This is a genomic window from Aliamphritea spongicola (genome assembly GCF_017051665.1).
GTDB lineage: Bacteria > Pseudomonadota > Gammaproteobacteria > Pseudomonadales > Balneatricaceae > Amphritea > Amphritea spongicola.
Map to the genome: position 1 here is coordinate 494,660 of NZ_JAFIDL010000003.1, position 21,684 is coordinate 516,343.

18 protein-coding genes are annotated in these 21,684 nt (G+C 52.9%); 7 read left to right on the forward strand and 11 right to left on the reverse strand.

Features of this window, described 5'->3' with window-relative positions:
* Positions 1-68: 68 nt before the first annotated feature.
* Entirely contained in the window at positions 69-1,739 is a 1,671-nt protein-coding gene (locus JYB63_RS12280; RefSeq protein WP_205658137.1) for an amidohydrolase, read from the reverse strand.
* Positions 1,740-2,242: 503 nt separating this feature from the next.
* Between JYB63_RS12280 and JYB63_RS12285 the strand changes: the two genes are divergently transcribed.
* Both JYB63_RS12285 and JYB63_RS12290 read left to right on the forward strand, forming a co-directional pair.
* On the forward strand, positions 2,243-3,652 hold the full coding sequence (locus JYB63_RS12285) for a hypothetical protein (RefSeq protein ID WP_205658138.1): 1,410 nt from the start codon (positions 2,243-2,245) through the stop codon (positions 3,650-3,652).
* A 386-nt stretch (positions 3,653-4,038) separates the two neighbouring features.
* Entirely contained in the window at positions 4,039-4,791 is a 753-nt protein-coding gene (locus tag JYB63_RS12290; protein ID WP_205658139.1) for a substrate-binding periplasmic protein, read from the forward strand.
* A 15-nt stretch (positions 4,792-4,806) separates the two neighbouring features.
* On the opposite strand, the gene JYB63_RS12295 is transcribed toward JYB63_RS12290, so the two are convergent.
* A complete protein-coding gene (locus JYB63_RS12295) occupies positions 4,807-5,184 on the reverse strand; it encodes a VOC family protein (RefSeq protein WP_205658140.1) in 378 nt (125 codons plus the stop codon).
* A 24-nt stretch (positions 5,185-5,208) separates the two neighbouring features.
* Positions 5,209-6,021 carry an HNH endonuclease gene (locus JYB63_RS12300; protein WP_336510881.1) on the reverse strand — a complete coding sequence of 271 codons (813 nt, stop codon included), beginning with the start codon at positions 6,019-6,021 and terminating at the stop codon, positions 5,209-5,211.
* Between the two features lie 290 nt (positions 6,022-6,311).
* On the opposite strand from JYB63_RS12300, the gene JYB63_RS12305 reads away from it, so the two are divergent.
* Positions 6,312-8,426 carry a methyl-accepting chemotaxis protein gene (locus JYB63_RS12305; RefSeq protein ID WP_205658141.1) on the forward strand — a complete coding sequence of 705 codons (2,115 nt, stop codon included), beginning with the start codon at positions 6,312-6,314 and terminating at the stop codon, positions 8,424-8,426.
* Positions 8,427-8,500: 74 nt separating this feature from the next.
* Here the strand turns inward: JYB63_RS12305 and JYB63_RS12310 are convergent, their stop codons facing one another.
* Positions 8,501-9,247, reverse strand: coding sequence for a sporulation protein (locus tag JYB63_RS12310; protein WP_205658142.1), 747 nt, complete (start codon positions 9,245-9,247; stop codon positions 8,501-8,503).
* 92 nt (positions 9,248-9,339) lie between these two features.
* Complete coding sequence (locus tag JYB63_RS12315) at positions 9,340-9,774, reverse strand: BLUF domain-containing protein (RefSeq protein WP_205658143.1); 435 nt, start codon at positions 9,772-9,774, stop codon at positions 9,340-9,342.
* 311 nt (positions 9,775-10,085) lie between these two features.
* Here JYB63_RS12315 and JYB63_RS12320 point away from each other — a divergent pair, with 311 nt between their 5' ends.
* Entirely contained in the window at positions 10,086-11,321 is a 1,236-nt protein-coding gene (locus JYB63_RS12320; protein ID WP_205658144.1) for a methyl-accepting chemotaxis protein, read from the forward strand.
* Between the two features lie 188 nt (positions 11,322-11,509).
* On the opposite strand, the gene JYB63_RS12325 is transcribed toward JYB63_RS12320, so the two are convergent.
* The 4 genes from JYB63_RS12325 to JYB63_RS12340 all read right to left on the reverse strand — a co-directional run bounded on the left by JYB63_RS12325 (position 11,510) and on the right by JYB63_RS12340 (position 17,150).
* Complete coding sequence (locus tag JYB63_RS12325) at positions 11,510-13,918, reverse strand: putative bifunctional diguanylate cyclase/phosphodiesterase (RefSeq protein WP_205658145.1); 2,409 nt, start codon at positions 13,916-13,918, stop codon at positions 11,510-11,512.
* Between the two features lie 21 nt (positions 13,919-13,939).
* Complete coding sequence (locus JYB63_RS12330; protein WP_205658146.1) at positions 13,940-14,704, reverse strand: transporter substrate-binding domain-containing protein; 765 nt, start codon at positions 14,702-14,704, stop codon at positions 13,940-13,942.
* A gap of 422 nt (positions 14,705-15,126) precedes the next feature.
* Positions 15,127-16,182, reverse strand: a complete 1,056-nt coding sequence (gene bmt / locus JYB63_RS12335; protein ID WP_205658147.1) for a betaine--homocysteine S-methyltransferase — start codon at positions 16,180-16,182, stop codon at positions 15,127-15,129.
* A 125-nt stretch (positions 16,183-16,307) separates the two neighbouring features.
* Positions 16,308-17,150: an AraC family transcriptional regulator gene (locus JYB63_RS12340; protein ID WP_205658148.1), complete on the reverse strand. Its 843-nt coding sequence runs from the start codon at positions 17,148-17,150 to the stop codon at positions 16,308-16,310.
* A gap of 91 nt (positions 17,151-17,241) precedes the next feature.
* On the opposite strand from JYB63_RS12340, the gene JYB63_RS12345 reads away from it, so the two are divergent.
* Positions 17,242-18,444 carry an MFS transporter gene (locus JYB63_RS12345; RefSeq protein WP_205658149.1) on the forward strand — a complete coding sequence of 401 codons (1,203 nt, stop codon included), beginning with the start codon at positions 17,242-17,244 and terminating at the stop codon, positions 18,442-18,444.
* Between the two features lie 100 nt (positions 18,445-18,544).
* On the opposite strand, the gene JYB63_RS12350 is transcribed toward JYB63_RS12345, so the two are convergent.
* Positions 18,545-19,798 carry a S1C family serine protease gene (locus JYB63_RS12350; RefSeq protein WP_205658150.1) on the reverse strand — a complete coding sequence of 418 codons (1,254 nt, stop codon included), beginning with the start codon at positions 19,796-19,798 and terminating at the stop codon, positions 18,545-18,547.
* A gap of 96 nt (positions 19,799-19,894) precedes the next feature.
* Here JYB63_RS12350 and JYB63_RS12355 point away from each other — a divergent pair, with 96 nt between their 5' ends.
* Positions 19,895-20,656 (forward strand): Nif3-like dinuclear metal center hexameric protein, encoded by a 762-nt coding sequence (locus JYB63_RS12355; protein ID WP_205658151.1) that lies wholly within the window; start codon positions 19,895-19,897, stop codon positions 20,654-20,656.
* A gap of 23 nt (positions 20,657-20,679) precedes the next feature.
* A complete protein-coding gene (locus tag JYB63_RS12360; protein ID WP_205658152.1) occupies positions 20,680-20,925 on the forward strand; it encodes a hypothetical protein in 246 nt (81 codons plus the stop codon).
* A gap of 107 nt (positions 20,926-21,032) precedes the next feature.
* Here JYB63_RS12360 and JYB63_RS12365 read toward each other — a convergent pair whose 3' ends face one another.
* Positions 21,033-21,623, reverse strand: a complete 591-nt coding sequence (locus JYB63_RS12365) for a Z-ring associated ZapG family protein (protein WP_205658153.1) — start codon at positions 21,621-21,623, stop codon at positions 21,033-21,035.
* Positions 21,624-21,684 lie beyond the last annotated feature (61 nt).

Sequence of the window (21,684 nt, forward strand, 5' to 3'; positions counted from 1 at the left end):
GGGGGCTGTCTGTGCTCCCTGCTGTTTTGTCTTTTCCGTTCTTCCCGCTTTTCCCTGCCTTTCAGGCTTTAGTCTTCAGCTTCGTAAACAATTTCGCCCTGCAAAATCGTCATCAGAATCTGGGTATCGGCAACCTTCGCCGGCGCAATCTGAGTGATGTCTTCACTGAGTACCACTAAGTCTGCTGATTTTCCTACTTCAATACTGCCGGTGATATCGTCTAGCCCCAGGCTAATGGCGGGCTTGATGGTATAGGCATCAATGGCGGCGTAAATGTCCGGCATGCCCCGTTTACCCATTTGTATGCTGGTGCTGATCCCTGCTAACGGGTTGATATCGTTCACATTCCAGTCGCTGCTCAGGGTCAGGTTAGCGCCGGCGTCGTAGATCGGTCGTAACTGCATCAGCTGGTGGCTGCGTTTTCTGCCGATAAACGGAATTGCCCAGTCATGATTGCCAACGCTGCTGGCTATCTGAAAATCCGCAGTAACGTTCAGCGGTTTGAAGCGCTTGATATCTGAGTTCTGAATCATTTCCACATGGGTCAGGGAATAGTCCTGATCGGACCCTTGCCGGCGGGCTGCTTCGATGGCATTCAGTGATTCGCGGACGGCACCGTCACCAATGGCGTGTATGTGTGCGCCATAGCCGATTTTATTCAGCTCGCTGAGCCAGAGCTTCATATCCTCCGGGGGGATATAATTCAGGCCGTAGGGCATATCGTCAACGAAGCTGTCGCGGTAGGGGCTGATGATCTTGGCAGTGGCGTTGGTGAGAATGCCATCGCTGTACATCTTCACCTGATCGACGATCAATAGGCTGTCTGGTTGACGACTCTGAATCTGCTCCAGAAATGCCAGTTGTTTTGCTGGTTCACCTTCCGGATATATCCAGGGCCGCAAAGATACCCGGGCGGTGAGGTCGCCGTTTTTCCGGGCGGCTTGCCACACCTCATACCAGCCACGCTGCCAGTACATCCGGCCGTCGCCAATGGTGGTGATGCCGTGTTCAGAGGCAATGTACAGGCCATCCAGCAGGCCGTTGTAGCTGCGCTGGAAAACATTGTTGAGGTTATTCCAGGCCAGCTCCATAACAATGTCACCGGCGTTATCCAGCAAAATGCCGTTTAATTCGCCGCTGTCTGGGTCTTTAAGGTGCCTGCCACCCTGTGGCTCCGGAGAGCTGGCTGTAATGCCTGCCTGCTCAAGAGCAGTGGAGTTGACCCACATGGAATGGGAGGTCTGCTCCATCAGAATTACCGGCTGATCCGGGAAAAATTCGTCCAGTAAGCTTAGCGGGGTCTGTGCGTTCGCTTTTCCATCCAGAATCATTTCCAGTGAGAATCCGTAGCCAATCAGCCATTGCCCCGGTTCTGCCTGTTCGGCGCAGGCTTCCAGATAGGGGATCTGGCCGTTCAGGTCCTCGTCCGGGCTCAGTTCACAGCTGCCGCCGGCTTCTGACGCCGCTTCAAACACATGGTTATGGTTATCAATGAAGCCGGGCAACACCATTGCACCTTCCATATCCAGTACGTCTGTCTGGTTGCCCTGTAATGCTCTGGCCTGCTGATTGCTGCCAACAAAGGTGATCTTGCCATCTGTTATGGCGATGGCTTCAGCGGGCTGATCCGCATACACAATGGCATTGACCACCAGAGTGTCGGCAGCGTCCGTGGCGAAAGCTGACGGGCTACAAAGCAGGGCTGAAAACAGCAGAGGTACAAAAGATAGTTTTTTCATGGGTGGCTTCTGTTTATTGAGCAGAAAAATGGCAGTGCTAAATGGCAGATTCACTGTGCTGGCAGTGTAAGGCTTATGGGCAGTTAAAGAAAAGTACCGGCTGCCATCAGGTATCCATGGCAGTTGGTTAAGGCAGGGCTCATGTGCACAGTCCATGTGCTCAACAAAGGAATTGCGATCCGTAACTTTACATGAAGTCGCCGTCAGGCTGACGGGGGGGTTAGGACTGACAGCGACCGAACAAGTCTATGGAGCTAAGGGGTATATAACCAGCGATCCATTACCCAACTTGGGTAGTGTGCTGGTCGGCGATAAATTTCCGCTAGCTTCTAACTGTCTGTGAATACAGGGATTAATTTTATTTGCCTTAGATTTACTTCAGTTTCGTTTCAGTTTTTCTGGATAAAGTGCGTCCCAATCTCAGGTAAGCGCATCATGATTGTGCTTGTTGTCCGTTTGATTCCGAGAGTGATTTAACCCGATAACCAGCCAGGAAAACTGCGATGCCATTTCATGTTTATAAACGCAAAGTTCAGGATGCCATGTTTGGCAATACACAGAATACAGCCGGGGGTGTTCAGGTCGATGAACTAGCCAATGCCCGGCTGGGAATAGTCTATTCACTGGCCCATACGGATATGACCCGGGTACGTTCGTTCAGCGCTTCACCCTTTAATACGCTGGTGGTGAACACCACCGCCGCGAAGGATTTTATTGCTGGCCAGAAAGCGGCTTACAGCATGGGAATTAACGCTGCCGGCCAACTGATCGATAAAAGCCCCCTGAAAGATATGAAAGACTCTGCCCTGTCGTATCTGCAGGAAAGCGAAGCTTTGGCAAAAGTAAAAGGGGCGGCTAATACCGTCATCGACGGGGTATCTGAGCTGAAAGCCAAACTGAAACAGCTCATCAGTGACTTCTTTTACATGATGCTGGACGCGGTGAAAAAGCGCTATGGCGTGAATATGCAGATGATGGAAATCCTCACGGACTTTGTTATCTGGGGGGCGAATACCTTTGCTACGGGGTTATCTGCAGCGATTCCGGGCTGGGGCTATGTGAAAACCGCCGCTGGCATGTACGCCGATGCTAAGAAAGCCTTTCTGAAATCTAAAATGCTGATCGAGCAATGCTACAGCGGTTATGGCGTTGAGTTACTGGGCGGGCATCCGTCGGTCATCGCCAACGCGCTGGCCCGTCATTCGGTGGCCGGTATTGCCAGTGCTGCGAAAGGCCTGGCGATTTCATCGACCAGCCTTGGGCTGAGCATTGCGGCTGATGTGTCCGGGGCCGGTGGCAGTGCCGGCATGATCTTCAGCATTGTGACCAGCATCTTCAATAAGATTTTTAATCTGGTAGAGAGCCTGGTGCAGAAGTTTAAGGTGACTGCGGTTCTGGAAGACGCCAAGCAGATGTGGCGTAACCGTTCAAACAGTAGCAATAAGCTGAAGGACCATAAGCGTTTTTCGGAATGGTTCCAAAACTCTGTTATCGCCACGCCGGTGATTGCCTCGCTGACCATGAATTCTGGCTTTGCCGCCCACCCTTACCGGTTCCTGCAGTTGCTGGAGCCATCTGGGAATGATGCTCTGAAGGCTGATTTTGCCAAAGGTGCCAAACATATAGAAACCCTGAAAAAGCAGGCCGGCCAGCATATCAGGGAGTTCTCCGGGGGATACAGCGTAACCTTCAGCAGTGATGAAGCAATCGTGGAAGCCCGGCTGAAAGAAGCGCTTTCCGGTAAGGCACAGCTGGATGGGCATGAATACTTTATGGTCGCGGTGGATGAGTGGGATTCGCTGCCCGCGCAGTATGACCGAAACCCGGCGGACAGCGACCCTGACCCGGTGCGGATTCAGCAATGGAGTAGTCTGCCGGATCAGTACGCCACCAAAGTAATAACCGTGGTGTAATCACTGCCCAATAGTACGTGCCGGTTATTCTGGTATCGCCATGAATAACCGGCGTAAATCCGTTAAACGCGGTTGTTAAGTGCCGATCTGTACTGAGCAAGCAAGGGCTCATGCAGATCAGCGGCTTAACCTTATCTGCCAGGCACACTTCAAACAGACAAACACAAACTGGAGCATTCAGGTGGATTTACCGCTATACCTTTGCGGCTGAATCATTATAATGCCTGCCTTCGTTTGATTGGCTGGCTATTTTTTGTTCACTAAAAAGTCGTAAGCCTGGTGTGCTGTGTGAGTCTGTGTTGTTCCGGTTAGCTGTTAGTTCTTTTTTCTCATCTCTTTTTCCCTTTGTATTTCGTTTATGCCTGGCTGCAGTGTTGTGTTATGCAATGCCGGCGTTCAGCAATGGTACGGAAGATAATCCCGAGCAACCGGTAGCTCGGATCGTTGTGGAACACTGGCCGCCCTGGCAGATCGCTGATGATGATAAACAGGAACAGGTTACCCGTGGTTACGCTATCGAGATCATCGAGGAGCTGTTTAACCGTCTGAATGTGCCGGTTAAATTCCAGTATGCCCCCTGGCGCCGGGCCTTAAAGCTGATAGAAAACGGCAGGGCAGATCTGCTGCCAATGGTATCGGAACATCCGGCCCGGGCGCCTTATATGGTATTCACCGTGCCGGTCTACCGCGACCCGATTCTGCTGGCCTATTCACTGGATACATATAAGTATTTCGGCTGGCAGAACTGGGCGGATCTGAAGGACTATTCCATTCGTGCAGTACGGGGTTATAACTACGGAGATAACTGGCGGGACGCGGTGCAGGAACAGCGTCTGCGAGTGAGTGAATCCGCGACGGATATGCAAAACCTGCAGATGTTAGCGCAGGGCAGAGTGGAGCTGACGCCCTTGCTGTACTCCAACGGTGTCAGCCTGCTGAAGGATAAAGACTACACAAATATCCGTTTTGCGGAAAAGCCGATTTTTACCACAGTGCTGCGTTTTGGGGTGTCGAAGCAATCGTTTCTGGTGGCGCGTTTGCCGGAAATTAACATCCACCTGAATGCAATGAAGCAGGACGGCACCTTTGCCCGGATTCTGGGACCGTTATACCGGCCCCGTTTCACTGCGAAGCGTTAAAAACCAACCCTTCAGTTACAGCGCAAAGCTCGCCTCATCTCTGATGCCGATCCGGTTACCGTCCGGATCGCAAATGTTAATCACCGATCCCCAGTCTGTCACGGTGATGTCTGCATCTATCCCAAACGTCCGTACATCCGCCAGCGTAGCTTGAATATCATCCACGTTAAAACGCAACTTGTGCGGGCTTTCTGCAATGCTCTTACCAGCAGGCTTGGCATGGCCTTCGGTTTCCAGCATTAAGTAACTCTCGCCAAACGCCAGACAGCAGAGTCGGAAATCACCTTCCTGTTTCTCAAACATCACCGGCAACCCGAACAGGGTACGGTAGAAATCCACACAGGCGTCGAAATGTTCGCAGTTGAGGATAATGCCGTGGCGTTGGATGTTCATGGGGAGTCCTTTCTAAAGATCAGGTTATGCTTCTAGTTGGGTCACTTTATTGATGAGTAGCTTATTGAACTCTACAGCATCAATTGAGTGGTGAGCACGACGGTGACAATTAGGGCAAAGTGCAGCCACATTTAAAGGATGGTCAGGGCCGCCATCCGAAAGTCTGTGTATATGGTGACACTCTAGAAAAGGGCCTTTGTTGGTTTTAAAAGGTGCCGGTTCTTCACAGCCTTCGCATATGCCTCTTGATCTGGCGTTTACATAGAGCTTGATCGCTTCAGATCGAACATATGTAAACTGCAGTTTTTTCTCTCGATTAGACTGTTTTGGCGGGTTGAGCAGACAAAAGTCGCGTAATTGCTTTGTTGTTTTTTTCTTTAAGTTTTTTGAAGCAGGTATTTCAAAATTTGGCTCTGCCTCAATTCCATCATGGTCACTATTGATTGCAAGATGGAAAATATAAACATTACGTGAGTCACCTGTTTTATCAGGTCGCGATTCTTCATGATAGCCAAGGCAATCAGCAGTTCCGATGTAACGAACGTAAGCTTTGCGAGTGTACTCGAATAGATGTATTTCTTTATTTAGCTTTGCGTGATCAAGAATTGCTTTATTGCCACCACGCATTTTCATCGCACCAGTTTGTCCTTCTCCTGTATATAGAAAGATACCATCATTGCGATACTTGTCTTCATAGCCATATTGCTGGCCGTTGTCGGAAGTGAAAATGAATATATGGTTTAAGCCGGAGGGGGTAGATATACCTCCCTGTCTTTGGCCACCATATACATCATGAATTTCTGTTTGACGCCTGTATTCCTTGCCGATGATAAACACTGCAGTTCCTTACGCATCTGATTAACGGATTAGCAAGGAGCTACTATATAGCAGCACGCAAAATTATTGCTACAAATCTTCTCTAAGTGGGGATGCTCTAGCCATTCGGAGTAGCCCATCCCCAAGATGGGCACATCTTTTTCCCCATCCTGAATTCCCCTCTGCGTGCCTCAAACCTAGGTACTAGGGGGTATATCTAAAACCTATCTATAGCATTAATTTATTCTCGTTGTTTGCGTTCGGTCGATCCGCGATCTTGTTCTGTATAAGAAAGATAAAGGGTGGTGTAGATGTCTCATTGGAGTTTGAAGCGGAAGCTGCTGTTGGCGGCGGGAATAATTTTGTTACTGGTGCAGTCGCTGGTGGTGTTAACCGGCATTGAGTCGATGAAGCGCAGCGGGCAGTACACGCTGGGAGCCATCAGCAGCAGCCAGCGGGAAAGCGCTGCGGAATTGCTGGCCTTTATGGCGACGGATTCGGCGCAGCAGGTAAGTGATTATTTAAACCGGGCCTTTGATGTTCCACTGGCGCTGGCGTCGGTGTTATCGGCGACCAGCAGCGGGGGAGATGAGCAGCCCCTGAGCCGGACGCAGGTGCAGCAGCTGGTACAGCAGAGTCTGGTATCTAATGAGCATATCAGTGCGCTGTATTCAGAGTTTGAGCCCAACGGTTACGACGGGCTGGATACCCAGAGCATCGGCAGTGGTCTGCACAGTAGCTCCCAGGACGGTACATTGGGGCTGTACTGGGTACGCACGGATGAAGGCTTGCAGCAGTACGAAGGCGATCCTGATGGCCGTTATCTCACCGGCGTGACGGAGTTTGGCCAGCGGGAGTCTGAATGGTATTTGTGCAGCCTTGAGTCAGCAGGAAGCTGTGCACTGGAGCCGTATCTGTATGAGATTGAACCGGGTGTCAGTGAATTGATGACTACTCTGACGGCACCGGTAATCAGTGGCGGTAAAGCAGTAGGCATCGCCGGGGCCGACCTGAACCTGCCGGCCATTCAGAAGCGGGTTGCCCGGATTGCTAAATCTATTTTTGAAGGGCGCGGGGATATTCATATTATCAGCCCGGCGGGGCGCATTGTGGCCAGTACTGCCTATGAGGCGCAATTAACCGAAATGTTAGCGCAGGTGGATGCTGAGCTGGCCCGCCAGGATACCGGCGCAGAGAAAGCGGTTGTACAGCTGGAGGATCGTTTAGTGGCGGTTGCCCAGATTCAGATCAACGCGACCGGCACCCGCTGGCCACTGATTATATCGGTACCGAATGCGGTCATCATGGAAGACTTACTGGCGCTGCAGTCGGATCTGAATACGGGGATCGATACCGCCATGACCCGAATGCTGACCTTGTCGGCAGGCCTGATTCTGCTGGCTGTCTTGCTGATTTATCTGGTAGTACGGGCGGTGACCAATCCCCTTAACCGGATGCGTGACAAGGTATGGAGTCTGGTGAGCAGTGACGGGGATCTGACCCAGCATCTGGACATCGCCCAGCATAAAGAGCTGATTGAAATCCGCGACGGGTTCAACCAGTTCATGCAGAAGCTGCGGGATATGATTGTGGTGTTTAAGCAGCAGTCCGATGAGCTGGCGGCGTTTTCCGGGCGGTTAAGCGGCTCTGCAAATCATGCTAACCGTTCGGTGGGGATGCAGGCCAGCCAGATCGACAGTGTGGCGGTGGCCATGGAGGAGATGTCGACCAGCAGCGCACAGGTGACTGACTTTGCCATTGCCAGCGCGAATGAGGCCCAGAATTCCAGTCAGGATCTCGTTGCGACCAAACACGCCATTGAGCAGAACCTGCAGCAAATTCAGCTGACCGCGGATGAGATGGCCCTGAGCAGTAAACGGATCACGCAGGTGGCGGAGCGCAGTGAAGGCATCAATACCATCGTTGAGACCATCCGCTCGATTGCCGATCAGACGAACCTGTTGGCGCTGAATGCGGCGATTGAAGCGGCCCGGGCCGGTGATCAGGGGCGGGGCTTCGCGGTTGTCGCGGATGAGGTTCGCACGCTGGCTGCCAGAACCCAACAGGCAACGGAAGAGATTGGTGCGCTGGTCGGCACCCTGCAGGAAGATGTCAGTGCATCGGTGGCGCAGATCAGTAATAACCGGGAGCGGGTGAATACGGTTGCCGGCGAGGCGGCGGAGTGCTTCAGCATGATTGAGAAGGTCACTGAGAGTCTGGTGTCTATTTCCGATAATGCCACTCAGGTGGCTACCGCGGTGGAACAGCAAAGTCAGGTGGGTGAGGACATTAACCGCAATATTTCAGTGATCGGCGATGCTGCCGGTGAAATGGCGGATCAGGTATCGCAGGTTGAGGTGGTCAGTCAGGACATGACCCGGGTGGTTGCTAACCTGAATGAGCAGTTGGAAAAACTGAAGGTATAAATTCAGCTGCTAATGCTTAAACACAAAAAAAACCGGGCCATGCGCCCGGTTTTTTGCTTTGGAGTGTCAGTCGCTCAGGCCAATAGGGCTTTGATCTGCCCTTCAATCTGGGCGTAGCTGGCGTCGTTGCTGACGCTGATTTCCCGGTAGCCATCGCCGGCAAAAGTACGGTCCAGCTCAATCAGCACATGGGTGGTGTCCGGTGTCAGGATGAATGACAGTTCCGCTTCCTGGATGCTGCCAAACATTGAACCGTAACCGCCGGGGCGGAATTCAATTTCCTGATAGCAGCCGGAGTGTGAACGGAAGTTATTGGCCCGCAGGAAGCCACTTTCCACATCGGCTTTTACCATGCCATAGCCACAGGCGTTCATGGCCTGAATGAAGTAGGTGACGGCCTGTGGCGGGTGAATGTGCATTGGGTCGCGGTCGGTAGGGTCGACAGCAAAGTCGATATCCAGTGCGGTTTCCACCCATACCTGGCACTGGTTGTTGTGGGTGTCCAGTACGGTAATCGGCGTCTCCGGATGCAGGTCGAAACTGAAGTCCATACTGCGGGATTCGTTTGGCTTCAAAGTGAACGCTTCCGTCACCTGAAACTGGTTAATCGGGTGTGCGACGTAGCTGACGGTGTCGTCGCTTTCAACTTTGGCATTGGTCATCAGCTTCAGGGTGATTGCGGAAATTTCCTGTTCCACATCACCCCCTTTAACGTCTATGCGGCCTTCAACCCGGGCGCCGGGCAGGAAGTGTTCGGTGGTCAGAATAGTATCGACAGTGGCAGCACCCACACCGATCCGTGCAAAGAGGTTCTTTAACATGTTGCGTCCTTCAGTAACAAAAGCGTTATTTACCAGAGGCACATCATAGCAGGCCGTGCAGGGTTTGACAGAGAGAGTGCTACGCAGGGTTTTTACAGGTTATTTCGCCATTTGCCATCTTTGAACGCCGCCAGCAGTTGTCGCGCACGGCCTTCTTCCAGTTCGCTGAATGATTTACCCCGGGTGAAGAAATCATTCAGCCCTTCAATGTCGCTGAGTTGCTGTTTGGTGATTTTGGGATACCCCGTGCTCCACTGGCCAAAGCAACGTTCTTCAATGGGTTCAATGATCAGTTTCATACAGTTGGTATGGCGGCGGTCGAAGCTGATTTTCCGGTACAGCGGCTCAATGGTTTGCCGGTCACCTTCAAGTACCTGAAAGAAGCAGCCATCCTGAAACAGGAGAATACCGGTAATGTCGGCTTTCTCGTTATTGACCCGGCTGCTGTGCAGAATGGTTTCAAGTTCTTCTGGGCTGAGGTCTTCCTGTTTGGCTGCGCTGGTATAAATCAGATGTACAAGTTCCATAATCCTTCCTTGCCGGGTATGCCTGGCGATCGCTGACTGAATCCGTTTGGTTATCTGTTACAGAGATAGCCGTTACCGGCCGGGTTGGGAAGAGGCGATATATCATTTTGGGAATGAAATGTTTTGTGCGGCCGAAAACGCACCCTGTAATGATTGTAGGGGGGAATGTGACACAACTCATTTTGGTTAGGATATCCCCTTGATAAGTCAGCTAATTCCTTACTTTTTTCAGGGGGTTGTTGCTACCATTGTGTGACACGTTTTTTACTCGCGTAGAAAGTACACAAACACTCAGGATTTGGTGTGAAGTTATGACCCGTAAGATGCTGTTCTGGATTGCGGCGGTGGTGTTACTCGCCAGCAACTTTTTGTTAGATGAATATCTCGCTGACCTGTATGTACGGCTTGCCCGTGATCTGGTGCTGTTCGGCGGTCTGTTCTGGGGGGCGATATTGGTTGCTCAAAACCGGATCGGATCACTGCAGGAGAAAATCGATGCTGTACTGGCGGAAGAGAAGATCGATCTGCGGGTGCGCTTTGACAGTAAGCACCCTGAGATTCATGCTCTGACAGATAACATGAATCAGTTGCAGCAGCGGGTCGAGCAGGCGGTGGCTGGGGTAACCAGCTCGGCAGCCCGGCTGATCCCTATGTCCCACGAGCTGGCAGACAGCTACGGCAATGCGACGCAAAAAGCCTCACTGCAGGACAGCCGTTCCGATGAAATCCTCCATGCCATGGATAGCATTAAAACCGTATCCACTGAAGTGGCCGGCAGCGCCCGTACCATTGTAGATGAAGCCTCTGCGGGCAACGCCGCGGTGATGGAGTGTCAGCATTCCATGACGTCTGCCCAGGAAGTGGTGGACCGTTTGTCCGGCCATATGGTGGAAGCGCAGAGCATTCTGGACGGTTTAAAAACAGAAACCGATCAGGTAGGCAGCATTGTTGAAGTGATCAACGGCATTGCTGAGCAGACCAACCTGCTGGCCCTGAACGCGGCGATTGAAGCGGCCCGTGCCGGTGAGCAGGGGCGTGGCTTTGCGGTGGTGGCCGATGAGGTACGCAGTCTGGCAGAGCGTACCCGGCAGTCTACGCAGGAAGTGCAGGGCATGCTGGAGCGGATTCAGATTGGTGCCGGCAGCCTGGCGGAAGCGATGCAGGAAGGGGGCGAAGCCTCTGAAGAGAACAACAGCCGGGTGAAAGAAGTTGGCGATCAGCTGACGGATCTGGTGAATATTATTGGCCGGGTGCATGAGGCGGCCGGTGCGATCAGTGAGTCTGCCGAGCATCAGCAGCAGCGTGCCATAGAAGTGCGTAATTCCAGTGATACTCTGGCGGCTCTGAACCGTGAAACCCTACATGAGTCGCAGGTGCATACTATTTCCAAAGATGATCTGGAGGCGTTGGGTAAACAGCTGCGCGATAAGCTGCAGGTGTTCAGCCTTGAAGGGGATCACTGGCATGTGCAGCGCAGAACCCGCTCCCGGAATACTGAGCCAGCCGGCGTAGCTGCAGGCGCTGATGACGATGTCGAATTGTTCTGAGTTGTTCTGAACTGTTTTGAGCTGACTGATACTGCCGCCAGTGCTGATCATACTGGCAGCAGGGTATAAAAAAACCGGTGTTCCCTGAGGCGCACCGGTTTTTTTATGGCTGGTTGTTTTGCTCTGTTTAGTTCTGTTCTGCTTTGAGGCCTGGCTCACAGATCAACCCCGCAGATCAGTCCTGCAGTTTAGTCCAGTAAGGCCATCGGTTCAGAGGTAAACATATGTGCACATTCTGCAGCCGGTACCGGACGGCTGTACAGGTAGCCCTGGAAGTGCTGGCAACCGAGGGATTCCAGCAGTTCCTGGTCGGCCTGTGTTTCAACCCCTTCAGCAATGATTTCCAGATCCAGACTGTCGGCCATGGCGATAATGGTTTCGACGATGGTCAGGCTGCTGGCGTCGGTACGGATATCATGGACGAAGGACTTATCAATCTTCAGTTCATTCAGCGGCAGGGTTTTCAGGTACCGCAGGGATGAATAGCCGGTGCCGAAGTCATCAATCGACAGGTGAACCCCGAGTGCTTTCAGGCGGCGCATCTGGCTGGCGGCAGCTTCAATGTTTTCGATCAGCATGTTTTCAGTCAGCTCCAGGCATATCAGCGAGGAATCTATACCGGACTGTTGCTGCAGAGCTTCCAGCTGGTCAACGAAGTCCGGCTGAATAAACTGTTTAGGGCTGATGTTTATCGACAGGCGACGGAAGCTTTCCGGTAATGACTGCTCCTGCCAGCTGATTAACTGACGGAAGGATTCTTCCAGTACCCATTTGCCGATTGGCAGAATCAGGCCGGTTTCTTCGGCAACACCAATGAAGTTGTCCGGTGCAACCAGTCCGTGCTGAGGGTGTCGCCAGCGCAGCAGGGCTTCCATACCGATCAGTTGTCCCTGCATGTTTACCTGTGGCTGGTAGAAGAGTTCGAATTCTTCATTTTCCAGCGCATGGTGCAGGTCTTTTTCAAGGGTCAGACGTTCATTCACGCTTTCCTGCAGCTGTTGCTGGTAGAAGCACAGCTGGTTACGCCCCTGCCGTTTTGACTGATACATGGCGGTATCGGCCTGCCGTAACAGGTCGTCGATACTGACCGCATGTGCCTGAGGGAACAGGGTGATGCCCACACTGGTTGAGACGAACAGTTTGTGGCCGTTGATGATAAACGGTTGCTTAAACAGCTGCAGAATCTTCTGGGCCAGGTGCTGAATGCCGGTGGTTGCACAGTATTCTTCCGTGGGGATTTCCGGCACCAGAATAACGAATTCGTCGCCACCCAGACGGGCAACCGTGTCTTCGCTGCGCAGGCTGGACTTCAGCCGCAGTGCCACCTGTTTCAGCAGGTTGTCGCCGACACTGTGGCCCAGTGAATCATTGATCAGCTTGAAACGGTCAAGGTCCAGGAACAGGATGCCGCCGGTGTGCTGGTGGCGGTTGGCAATGCGCAGTGCCTGGGTGATCCGGTCGTTGAGTAACTGGCGGTTAGGCAAGTCGGTCAGGGAGTCGTAAAACGCCAGGTATTTTATGCGCTCTTCCGCGGACTTACGTTTACCGATATTACGGGCGGAGCTGAGCAGACAGGTCTGGTCGTTGATTTTTACCTGTACGGTACGGATTTCCATCAGGTTGATGGATTTATCCCGGCGGTACATTTCCACTTCTTTGGTGATCGAGGTGTTGAAGTCGGCTTCCTTGATCATGGCCCGCAGGTCGTCGTGGTACTTTTCGTTACAGATATCAAACAGGCTGCAGCTGAGCAGCTCTTCTTTACTGTGTTTGAGGGCATAGCAGGCGCTGGCATTCACATCCAGCAGCTGGCCTTGGCTGTCCAGCAGGAAGATGCCGTCACTGGCCTGTTCCATCACGGCCCGGAAGTAAGCTTCACGGTCGGTGAGGGAGCGTTCAATCCGCAGCTGTTTGTCCAGCATATTGTTGAAGCTTTTAATCAGGAAGCCCAGTTCATCACCTTTATGGCGGCTTGGCAGGTCCAGCAGTTCCGGGTGTTCCGGGTCGGTATTCAGGCCGGCGATGTTGTGGGTGATATTGATGATCGGCCGGGTTACAAAGAAGAAGAACACCCCGAAGAACAGCATGGCTGTAATAAGGGATTCGATCAGTTTGATGTACACCACCTGCCAGCTGCGGCGGGTGAAGTCTTTCATGATTTCAGCCTGATCGATGGACACTTCCAGGCTGCCGACGCCGATGCCTTTTTCCGGCAGGGTCAGGGTATGGGCAAAGGTCCGGTAGCGTTCAATGAAGTTGTTGTCGTACCAGTAGACGCTGGAATTCATAACCGGCCGTTCGGTTTCAGCCAGTTTGTTGCCCCAGTCGTCTTTGATTTCTGCTTTAAAGATCGACGGGGTTTTCATCAGGCTGACTACAATTCGCTGGGCCAGTACCCGGTCTAGCTGATAGGCTGCCTGAATGGCAGATTCTTCCAGTAGCCCGAGGGTCTGGTGAACCTGATTTTCCATGTTGCGGGTAGTGGCCTGCCAGTCGGAGTAAATCTGTACGGCGGAGGATGCAAGACTCAGTACCAGCATCATGATCAGCGCCAGTATGAAGTTCCTGAATCCCAGTTGCTGTCGTAACGGGATCATAACTGCAGTCCCCGGTACGGGTTAATAAGGTGTAAGACCATAGCGTGCGTGTATCTCCTGAAAAACGCCGTTAGTACGGATCCGTTGTAAGCCCTGGTTAAACTTTTTGATCAGGTGCTGAACTCCCGGCCACTTTTTGCTGAAACAGACATAGAGTTTCAGAGTGGGTTTGTCGGCCAGTGGGGTAAATTTAATGTTATGGGCAAGGCCCAGTTGATTGGCAATAAACAGGGCGGCTTCGCGCCCGATATAAAAAATATCCTGACGCTGGCGGGCGATGAGGTTAATGGCTTCATCCATGCGGTTTACGTTCAGCGTTTTTATGTTCTTGTTTATCAGCTCAGCCTGGGTTGCATAGCCGTTGACTGATACCACCCGGTAATTACGTAAATCTTCCAGTGACTTTATTGCACTGGTATCCAGTGTTTTAAGGCTGATCAGACCGACCTGACTGCCGCTGATCTCGTCGCTGTAATAAAGCCGTTTACTGCGCTCAGAATTTGCACTGCAGGTAACCGCTGCGGTGGCTGTACCGGCCTGAACATCCCGCATAATCCGGGCCCAGGGGCGAAAATCCACGTTTACGTTGATGCCTGAAGCGGCAAATGCTGCTTCTGTTACTTCCACATCAAAGCCGGGAGTCTGCTTATTGTCGGCAATATCAAATGGCGGGTAATGGCTGGCGAATACCTTTAATTCAGACGCCTTTACGGATGAGGCTAACAGACTGGTCACGAACAGTATGAGTAACGGCATTCTGTGGGTAGATCCGGTCTTGCGATTCATGTACTACCATCCTTTGTACGACGGGTAAGGAAACCGATGAAAACGCTGTTATAGCCGCCAATTGCCGGCTGTACGGGAGTATTCGTCCCTTAATTTAGCTCGTCCGTCAGGCCATAGCCCTAACACTAAAGGCTTAACATACTATATATAAAACACGTGTTACAGCATGATTCCCCGTTGTGGGTACTTGCCGATATGGCGCGGGTATATCCTTATAGTTGTTGTCCGGATCAGACAAGAAAGGCCAGATTGTAAGGCAGGAGTAGTCGGTTAGGGCGACAGTTTGTCGACAGTTACTGGCAATTCTGGTGGCTGAATCAGGTAATGTTGTGTGTCGGCAGGCTGATTATCAGGATGGGCTGACAGGCAATAAAAAGCCCGGCAGACTGGCCGGGCTTTTTAAGTGTGCAGGGGAAGCGTAATTACTTACGGGCGCGGCGGGAACGGCGTTCACGGCCGCCACCGCTGAGGGAACCACCGGCAACGCTCAGGTCACCGCCCAGCTGGGCTTTGGCACCCTGGGTAATCGGGCCAAGCTGTGCTTCGAGGGTTTCAATGTCCGGGGTTTCGCCGGGCTCGTAGCCGTCCAGTGAATCCCGCATGGCAGCAATGTGTTCCGGAGAGGTACCGCAGCAGCCGCCAATGATCTTGGCACCGGCATCCCGAACCAGACGGGCGTATTGTGCCATCAGTTCCGGGGTACCGCTGTATACGATCTTGCCGTCTACATATTCCGGAATACCGCAGTTGGCTTTGGCCACCAGTACCGGATCGGTTTTCTGCTCTGCAGCGGCATTCTTCATGTTCATGATGGCGGCAACCACTTCAGAGGCGCCGATACCGCAGTTGGTACCGCAGGCACCCGGTGGGTGATCCAGCTCGGTGCTCAGTTTAATCAGGTCAGACGGTGTCACACCCATCATGGTACGGCCGTTGGTGTCGATACTCATGGTGTAAACCACAGGCAGGCCGGTGCTGGCTGCAGCGTCGTAAGCGGCTTTGGCTTCGGTGGCGTCGGAAATGGTTTCGATCCACAGTACGTCTACACCGCCGGCTTTCAGGGCTTCCGCCTGTTCTTTGAAGGCATCGTACGCTTCTTCAAATGTCAGGGTGCCGGCCGGTACCAGAATTTCACCGGTGGGGCCCATTGAGCCTGCAATCACAATCTCACGGTCGCTGGCATCTGCCAGTTCTTTCAACAGCTGTGCAGACTTGGCATTCAGTTCTTCAACCCGGTCCTGAGCGTTGTGCAGTTTCAGGCGGTAGCGGGTGCCACCGAAGCTGTTGGTCAGCAGGATGTCTGAACCGGCATCGATAAACTGCTGGGCCAGATCCTGAATACGATCCGGGTGGTCGGTGTTCCACAGTTCCGGCGCGTCGCCGGTTTGCAGGCCCATTTTGAAAAGATTGGTACCAAGGGCGCCGTCAGCAAGCAGGTAAGGGCGTTCATTTAATAAACGGGTGAACAGATTAGACATAGTAACAGCCTTACAGTGAGACAATATTGTCCGCATTCTAACTCAAGATTTCCGGGGCGGATATGGCTGTGTATGAGAGTTTTGCAGGCAAATATGAATGAAATGATAGTGTTAGCGCCGTTGCGTTATTCGCTGTCTGCCGGCTGAAAATAGCGGGTGGGTGTTTTGCCCAGCGCTTTGCGGAACATACTTATGAATGCACTTTGGCTGCTGTAGCCAAGATCCTGAGCGATGCTGGCAATGGGCTGGCCACTGGCGATCCGGCTCAGGGCTTCCAGTAAGCGGGCCTGCTGACGCCACTGGCCAAAGGTCATGCCGGTTTCTTTGTGAAAGCGCCGTGCGAGGGTGCGTTCACTGCAGCCGATCTGATCTGCCCAATACTGTAGGGGGCGGTTGTCCGCCGGGTTTTGCTGCAGGCTGCTGGTCAGGGTCTGCAGCCGCTGGCTTTTGGGCTGGGGCAGGTGCAGCGGCACTTCCGGGGTGGCTTTTAACTGATCGAGAAAAACATCCACCATACGGCCATCAGCGCCTTGTTCGTCATACAGGCGGGGCAGTTTGGACAGTGCCATAATTAATTCCCGCAGCAGCGGAGTGATATGCACCACCTGACAGTGATCCGGCATACCGGAGGCTGCCTGCGGGCAGATATAGACATTGTGCATTTGCAGACGTTGCAGTGACAGGGCGTCGTGCTCGATAAACGGGGGGATCCAGACGGCTCGCTGGGGTGGCACAATCCAGTGGCCGATGTCCCGGGCGCTGACTTGCACCAGCCCTTCAGAGATAAACAGCAGCTGCCCCCAGCTATGACAGTGGTAAGGGGAGTAATGATTGGCCTCGTGACCAAAGTGACGGATCACCAGTTTTCGGGGGACATCTTCCGGTAAACCGGCCTGAATATCCTCCGGGCTGATCCAGTGGGCTGGCCAGGGGGCTCTGTTTGTCTGTTTTTCGTTATTTTTTGTCATAGTGGATTATATACGACATATCGGAGAGCTTTTAAAGTAAACCGTGTAGCTGAGAGCAATTCAGAGCAATTCGGTTTGATCAGGGTGATGTATGAATATGTTTAAAGGAATCGACTGGCGCAGCCCGGAAATGCTGCTGATTCTGATGGCGGTGTCGATGCCGATATCATTTGGTGTCTGGCAGGCGCTGTTGAATAATTTTGTGATTGAGCGGGCGGCATTTACCGGTGTGGAAATCGGTATTCTGCAGTCGCTGCGTGAGATCCCGGGCTTTATGGCGTTTGCCGCGGTGCTGTTACTGGTGTTTATGCGTGAACAAACGTTGGCGCTGGTATCGTTATTACTGCTGGGGCTGGGGACCGCATTAACCGGCTTTTTTCCAACGGAAGTGGGCCTGTATTGCACCACGGTGCTGATGTCCATTGGCTTTCATTATTACGAGACGGTGAACCAGTCGTTGTCGCTACAGTGGTTCGATAAGAAGACCGCAGCGCATAAGCTGGGCAAGCTGGTGGCGGTACGTTCATTTGCCAGCCTGGTGGCATTCGGGCTGGTGTGGCTGGCGCTGGATGTGGCCGGTATTGCGATGGAACTGGTCTACCTGCTAGGCGGGGGGATTACTATTCTGATTACCCTGTTTTGCTGGCGCTGGTTCAGGCAGTTTCCGGAAAAGGTGGAACAGCATAAAAAGCTGATCTTACGTAAACGTTACTGGCTGTATTACGCGCTGACCTTTATGGGCGGTGCCCGCCGGCAGATTTTTGTGGTATTCGCCGGCTTCCTGATGGTGGAAAAGTTTGGCTTCAGTGCCGGGGAAATTTCTCTGCTGTTTCTGGCGAACGGTTTCCTGAATATGTTGCTGGCTCCGAAGATCGGTAAGCTGATCGGCCATTGGGGTGAACGCCGGGCCCTGACGCTGGAGTATATCGGCCTGATGCTGGTGTTTGGCGCGTATGCCTTTGTGTCTGATCCTTGGATCGCGGTGGGATTGTATATTCTGGATCACATTCTGTTTTCCATGGCGATTGCCCAGAAAACCTATTTGCAGAAAATTGCCGATCCGAAAGATATGGCATCGACCGCCGGGGTGGCTTTTTCTATTAATCACATTGCTGCCGTGGTGCTGCCGGCTGCCTATGGGTTACTTTGGATTTTCTCGCCGGCCGCGGTGTTCTTAACCGGTGCGGCTATGGCCGGGGTATCACTGGTACTGGCCCGGATGGTGCCTGAACATCCGGCACCGGGCATGGAGGTTATCTGGCAAAAAGGGGAGGCTGCCGGTCAGCCTTCGTGAGGCTGACACGAAGCGTTTAAGCAGAGGCTGTTTTAACAAGCATAAAAAAATCCCGGTCACGCTAAACGTTCCGGGATTTTTTTGTTCAGCGCTGTTTTGCTTACTCTGCAGGTTTTTCCGGGGCCGGTGCTTTTTCAGGTGCTGCGTCGGCTTTCTGACCCGGAACCTGCGCCGGTGTAGCATCCGGTTTTGGTGGTGTAGGCCGTTCGATAATTTCTACCGTGAAGTCCTGCATTTCACCGTCGCGCAGGGCTTTTATCCGGATCTGGCTGCCCGGGCGTACCTGAGCGATCTGGCGCATAGAGGTACGGCCATCGACGATCTTCTTGCCTTCAATTTCCAGCATGATATCGCCGGGTTGCAGGCCGCCCAGATGGGCCGGACCGTCGCGGTAAATGCCGGCAATGATCAGGCCGCGGTTTTCTTCAAGCGCAAAGGATTCAGCCAGCTGTGCGGTCATTTCCTGTGCTTCAATCCCCAGCCAGCCGCGGATTACACGGCCGTGTTCGATCAGATCTTTCATGACCACAATGGCCTGGTTGGACGGAATCGCAAAACCGATACCCAGTGAGCCGCCGCTGCGGGAGAAGATCGCGGTGTTAATGCCGATCAGGTTACCGTAGGGGTCGATCAGTGCACCGCCGGAGTTACCCGGGTTGATGGCTGCATCAGTCTGAATAAAGTTTTCATAAGTGTTCAGGCCAACCTGATTACGGCCGGTGGCGCTGATAATGCCCATGGTAACGGTCTGGCCGACGCCAAATGGGTTACCGATGGCCAGGGTGACATCACCCACCCGCAGGTTATTTGAAGAGCTGATGGTGATGATTGGCAGGTCCGGCAGATCAATTTTCAGTACCGCCAGATCCGTATCCGGGTCGCGGCCAATGACCTGCGCCAGTGCTTCACGGCCATCTTTCAGGGCCACGGTGATTTCATCAGCGTTGGCGATGACGTGGTTGTTGGTGGCAATGTAGCCGTCATGGGTCAGGATTACACCGGATCCCAGGCTGGTGTGAACTTTGTCACGGCCCTGCAGGTTATCGCCTTCGTATTTCTTCTGCAGTGTTGTATCCGGTGCCGTTGCCGGTTCTGTAATGGGGGCAGAATCTTTTGGCGGCACAACCACGGTACGGGTGTAAATGTTCACAACACTGGGGGAAGCGATGTCCACGGCTTCCGCGTATGAGGCCGGGCCGACGGTCGTAATGGTGCGTTCGACAGGGCGTTCTGCATCGGCAAACAGGTCAGTTACCTGGCCGTTGGGTAACAGCCCCGGGACGTACATCAGTAATAAAGTAGCCGCAAGAACACCTGAAATAGTCGGCCAGATAAGAAACGATAGTCTACGCATGCGTCAGGATTGCCTTTTAATAGGTGCGATCAGGATCGACTGGATTTAGAATTATACGGATACTTATCCATCAATGGGAACCAGTGCGGCTTAATTATGGCAGTAAAGTTGAATGAAATCGTAAATTATACCAATAACTTGCTGAGCCCTGAGCGCTATCGGGACTATTGCCCGAACGGCCTTCAGGTGGAAGGTAAACCGGAGGTCCGTTGTATTGTCTCCGGAGTAACAGCATCCCAGGCGTTGCTGGATAAAGCCGTGGCACTGAACGCGGATCTGATTCTGGTGCACCATGGTTATTTTTGGAAAGGCGAGAATCCGGTAATCAAAGGGCTGCGAAAGCGCCGTTTACAGACATTACTGTGCCATGATATCAGCCTGCTGGCTTATCACCTGCCGCTGGATGGCCATCCGGAGCTGGGGAATAATGCTCAGCTGGCTAAACAGCTGGGGTTGATTACCGAAGGTGGCCTTGAGGCTGATAACCCGCTGAGCATCGGTTCTGTGGGACGTTTAGCGGCACCGCTGAAAGCCACCGAGTTTGCAGCACAGGTGGCTGACATTCTGGGGCGGGATGTTTTACATGTGGATGCAGGGCCGGACATGATTAGCACCATTGCCTGGTGTACAGGCGGTGCGCAGGGCTACATCGACAAAGCCATTGAGCATGGGGTGGATGCGTATCTGTCCGGAGAGATTTCTGAGCCGACCACCCACAGTGCCCGGGAAGAAGGCATTCATTACTTTGCTGCTGGCCACCATGCCACTGAGCGTTACGGTGCCAAGGCGCTGGGTGAGCATCTGGCGGAGGTGTTCGGGGTTGAACATCACTTCGTGGATATTGATAATCCTGCCTGATCTGACTGAGCGGACTGAAAACTATGATGGTATTGTTTTATCTTTTGATCGCGGTATCTGCCGGTAGCGGGGTATTTGCGCTGGTGATGATGTTACGTCAGCAACATATCCGGGCCGGCAAGGCGATCATGCTTTGCCTGGGGACCGCGGTACTGGTGTCTTATCTGGGCAGCGCGGATCATTTTGTCAGCAGTTCCTGTGAGTCACAGGGCGGACGTTACGATGCAATGGCAAACAGCTGCATGATGGATGGTCAGAAACATAACTGACCGGTTTCCGGGAAAAATGAAAGTAGCAATAAAAAAGGCCGCTATGTGTAAGCGGCCTTTTTTGTGTTTGTTATTGCCGGCGATTTAACGTCGGCAGGGAAAATTGATTAGTGCAGCTTAGCTGCTTCTTCGGTTTTCTTCTCTGCAAAGTGATCCGCAGGCACCGGTTCAGGCTGAGGTTCTTCTGCGTCTTTCTTCACACCGAAGTTCTCAGACAGAGTGCCTTCCTGATCCGGCGTTTTAGGCGCGTAATCCAGCGGCGGTGCAGGAATGTTCTCAGCTTCAGCTGCTGGAGCTGCCGTTGGTTCAGCTGCCGCCTGAGCCGGTTCACTGGCAGGTGCTGCCGGTTCAGCGGCCGGGGCCGGTGCTGTTTCAGTCTGGTCAGTGATGCTTGGTTTAACCGGTGCAGCTTCCAGCTTGCTGGTGTCGGCATCGCACAGGGCTTCAGAGCCGGTGGCCAGGTGCTGGTGCACGGCTTTGTAGCTTTCGGTCATGTTATTGACCAGCTCTGCGGTGCGTTCAAAGTGTTGATTTACCTGTTGCTTGTAAGCATCCAGCTGGCGCTGAGAATCTTCCAGTTGCAGGTTCAGGTCCCGTTGTTTGGTTGCGCTGGTTCCGAAGCGGCCAGCGAAGTAACCGATAACGCCTCCTGTGACCAGGGTAAGGATGCTGATAATCCAGATACTGTTATCTTCCACAATGGCTCCTTTCAATAAATCGCGTATAACAGGTGTGGCATGCATTATATCAAGTTGCCTG

Bases quoted from the DNA above. Each gene is read 5' to 3' on its own strand.
- JYB63_RS12355 (WP_205658151.1), top strand. From the start codon at position 19,895: ATGGCAGTAAAGTTGAATGAAATCGTAAATTATACCAATAACTTGCTG.
- JYB63_RS12290 (WP_205658139.1), top strand. From the start codon at position 4,039: ATGCCGGCGTTCAGCAATGGTACGGAAGATAATCCCGAGCAACCGGTA.
- JYB63_RS12295 (WP_205658140.1), bottom strand. From the start codon at position 5,184: ATGAACATCCAACGCCACGGCATTATCCTCAACTGCGAACATTTCGAC.
- JYB63_RS12310 (WP_205658142.1), bottom strand. From the start codon at position 9,247: ATGTTAAAGAACCTCTTTGCACGGATCGGTGTGGGTGCTGCCACTGTC.
- JYB63_RS12330 (WP_205658146.1), bottom strand. From the start codon at position 14,704: ATGAATCGCAAGACCGGATCTACCCACAGAATGCCGTTACTCATACTG.
- bmt (WP_205658147.1), bottom strand. From the start codon at position 16,182: ATGTCTAATCTGTTCACCCGTTTATTAAATGAACGCCCTTACCTGCTT.
- JYB63_RS12285 (WP_205658138.1), top strand. From the start codon at position 2,243: ATGCCATTTCATGTTTATAAACGCAAAGTTCAGGATGCCATGTTTGGC.
- JYB63_RS12315 (WP_205658143.1), bottom strand. From the start codon at position 9,774: ATGGAACTTGTACATCTGATTTATACCAGCGCAGCCAAACAGGAAGAC.
- JYB63_RS12340 (WP_205658148.1), bottom strand. From the start codon at position 17,150: ATGACAAAAAATAACGAAAAACAGACAAACAGAGCCCCCTGGCCAGCC.
- JYB63_RS12305 (WP_205658141.1), top strand. From the start codon at position 6,312: ATGTCTCATTGGAGTTTGAAGCGGAAGCTGCTGTTGGCGGCGGGAATA.
- JYB63_RS12280 (WP_205658137.1), bottom strand. From the start codon at position 1,739: ATGAAAAAACTATCTTTTGTACCTCTGCTGTTTTCAGCCCTGCTTTGT.
- JYB63_RS12325 (WP_205658145.1), bottom strand. From the start codon at position 13,918: ATGATCCCGTTACGACAGCAACTGGGATTCAGGAACTTCATACTGGCG.
- JYB63_RS12320 (WP_205658144.1), top strand. From the start codon at position 10,086: ATGACCCGTAAGATGCTGTTCTGGATTGCGGCGGTGGTGTTACTCGCC.
- JYB63_RS12350 (WP_205658150.1), bottom strand. From the start codon at position 19,798: ATGCGTAGACTATCGTTTCTTATCTGGCCGACTATTTCAGGTGTTCTT.
- JYB63_RS12360 (WP_205658152.1), top strand. From the start codon at position 20,680: ATGATGGTATTGTTTTATCTTTTGATCGCGGTATCTGCCGGTAGCGGG.
- JYB63_RS12345 (WP_205658149.1), top strand. From the start codon at position 17,242: ATGAATATGTTTAAAGGAATCGACTGGCGCAGCCCGGAAATGCTGCTG.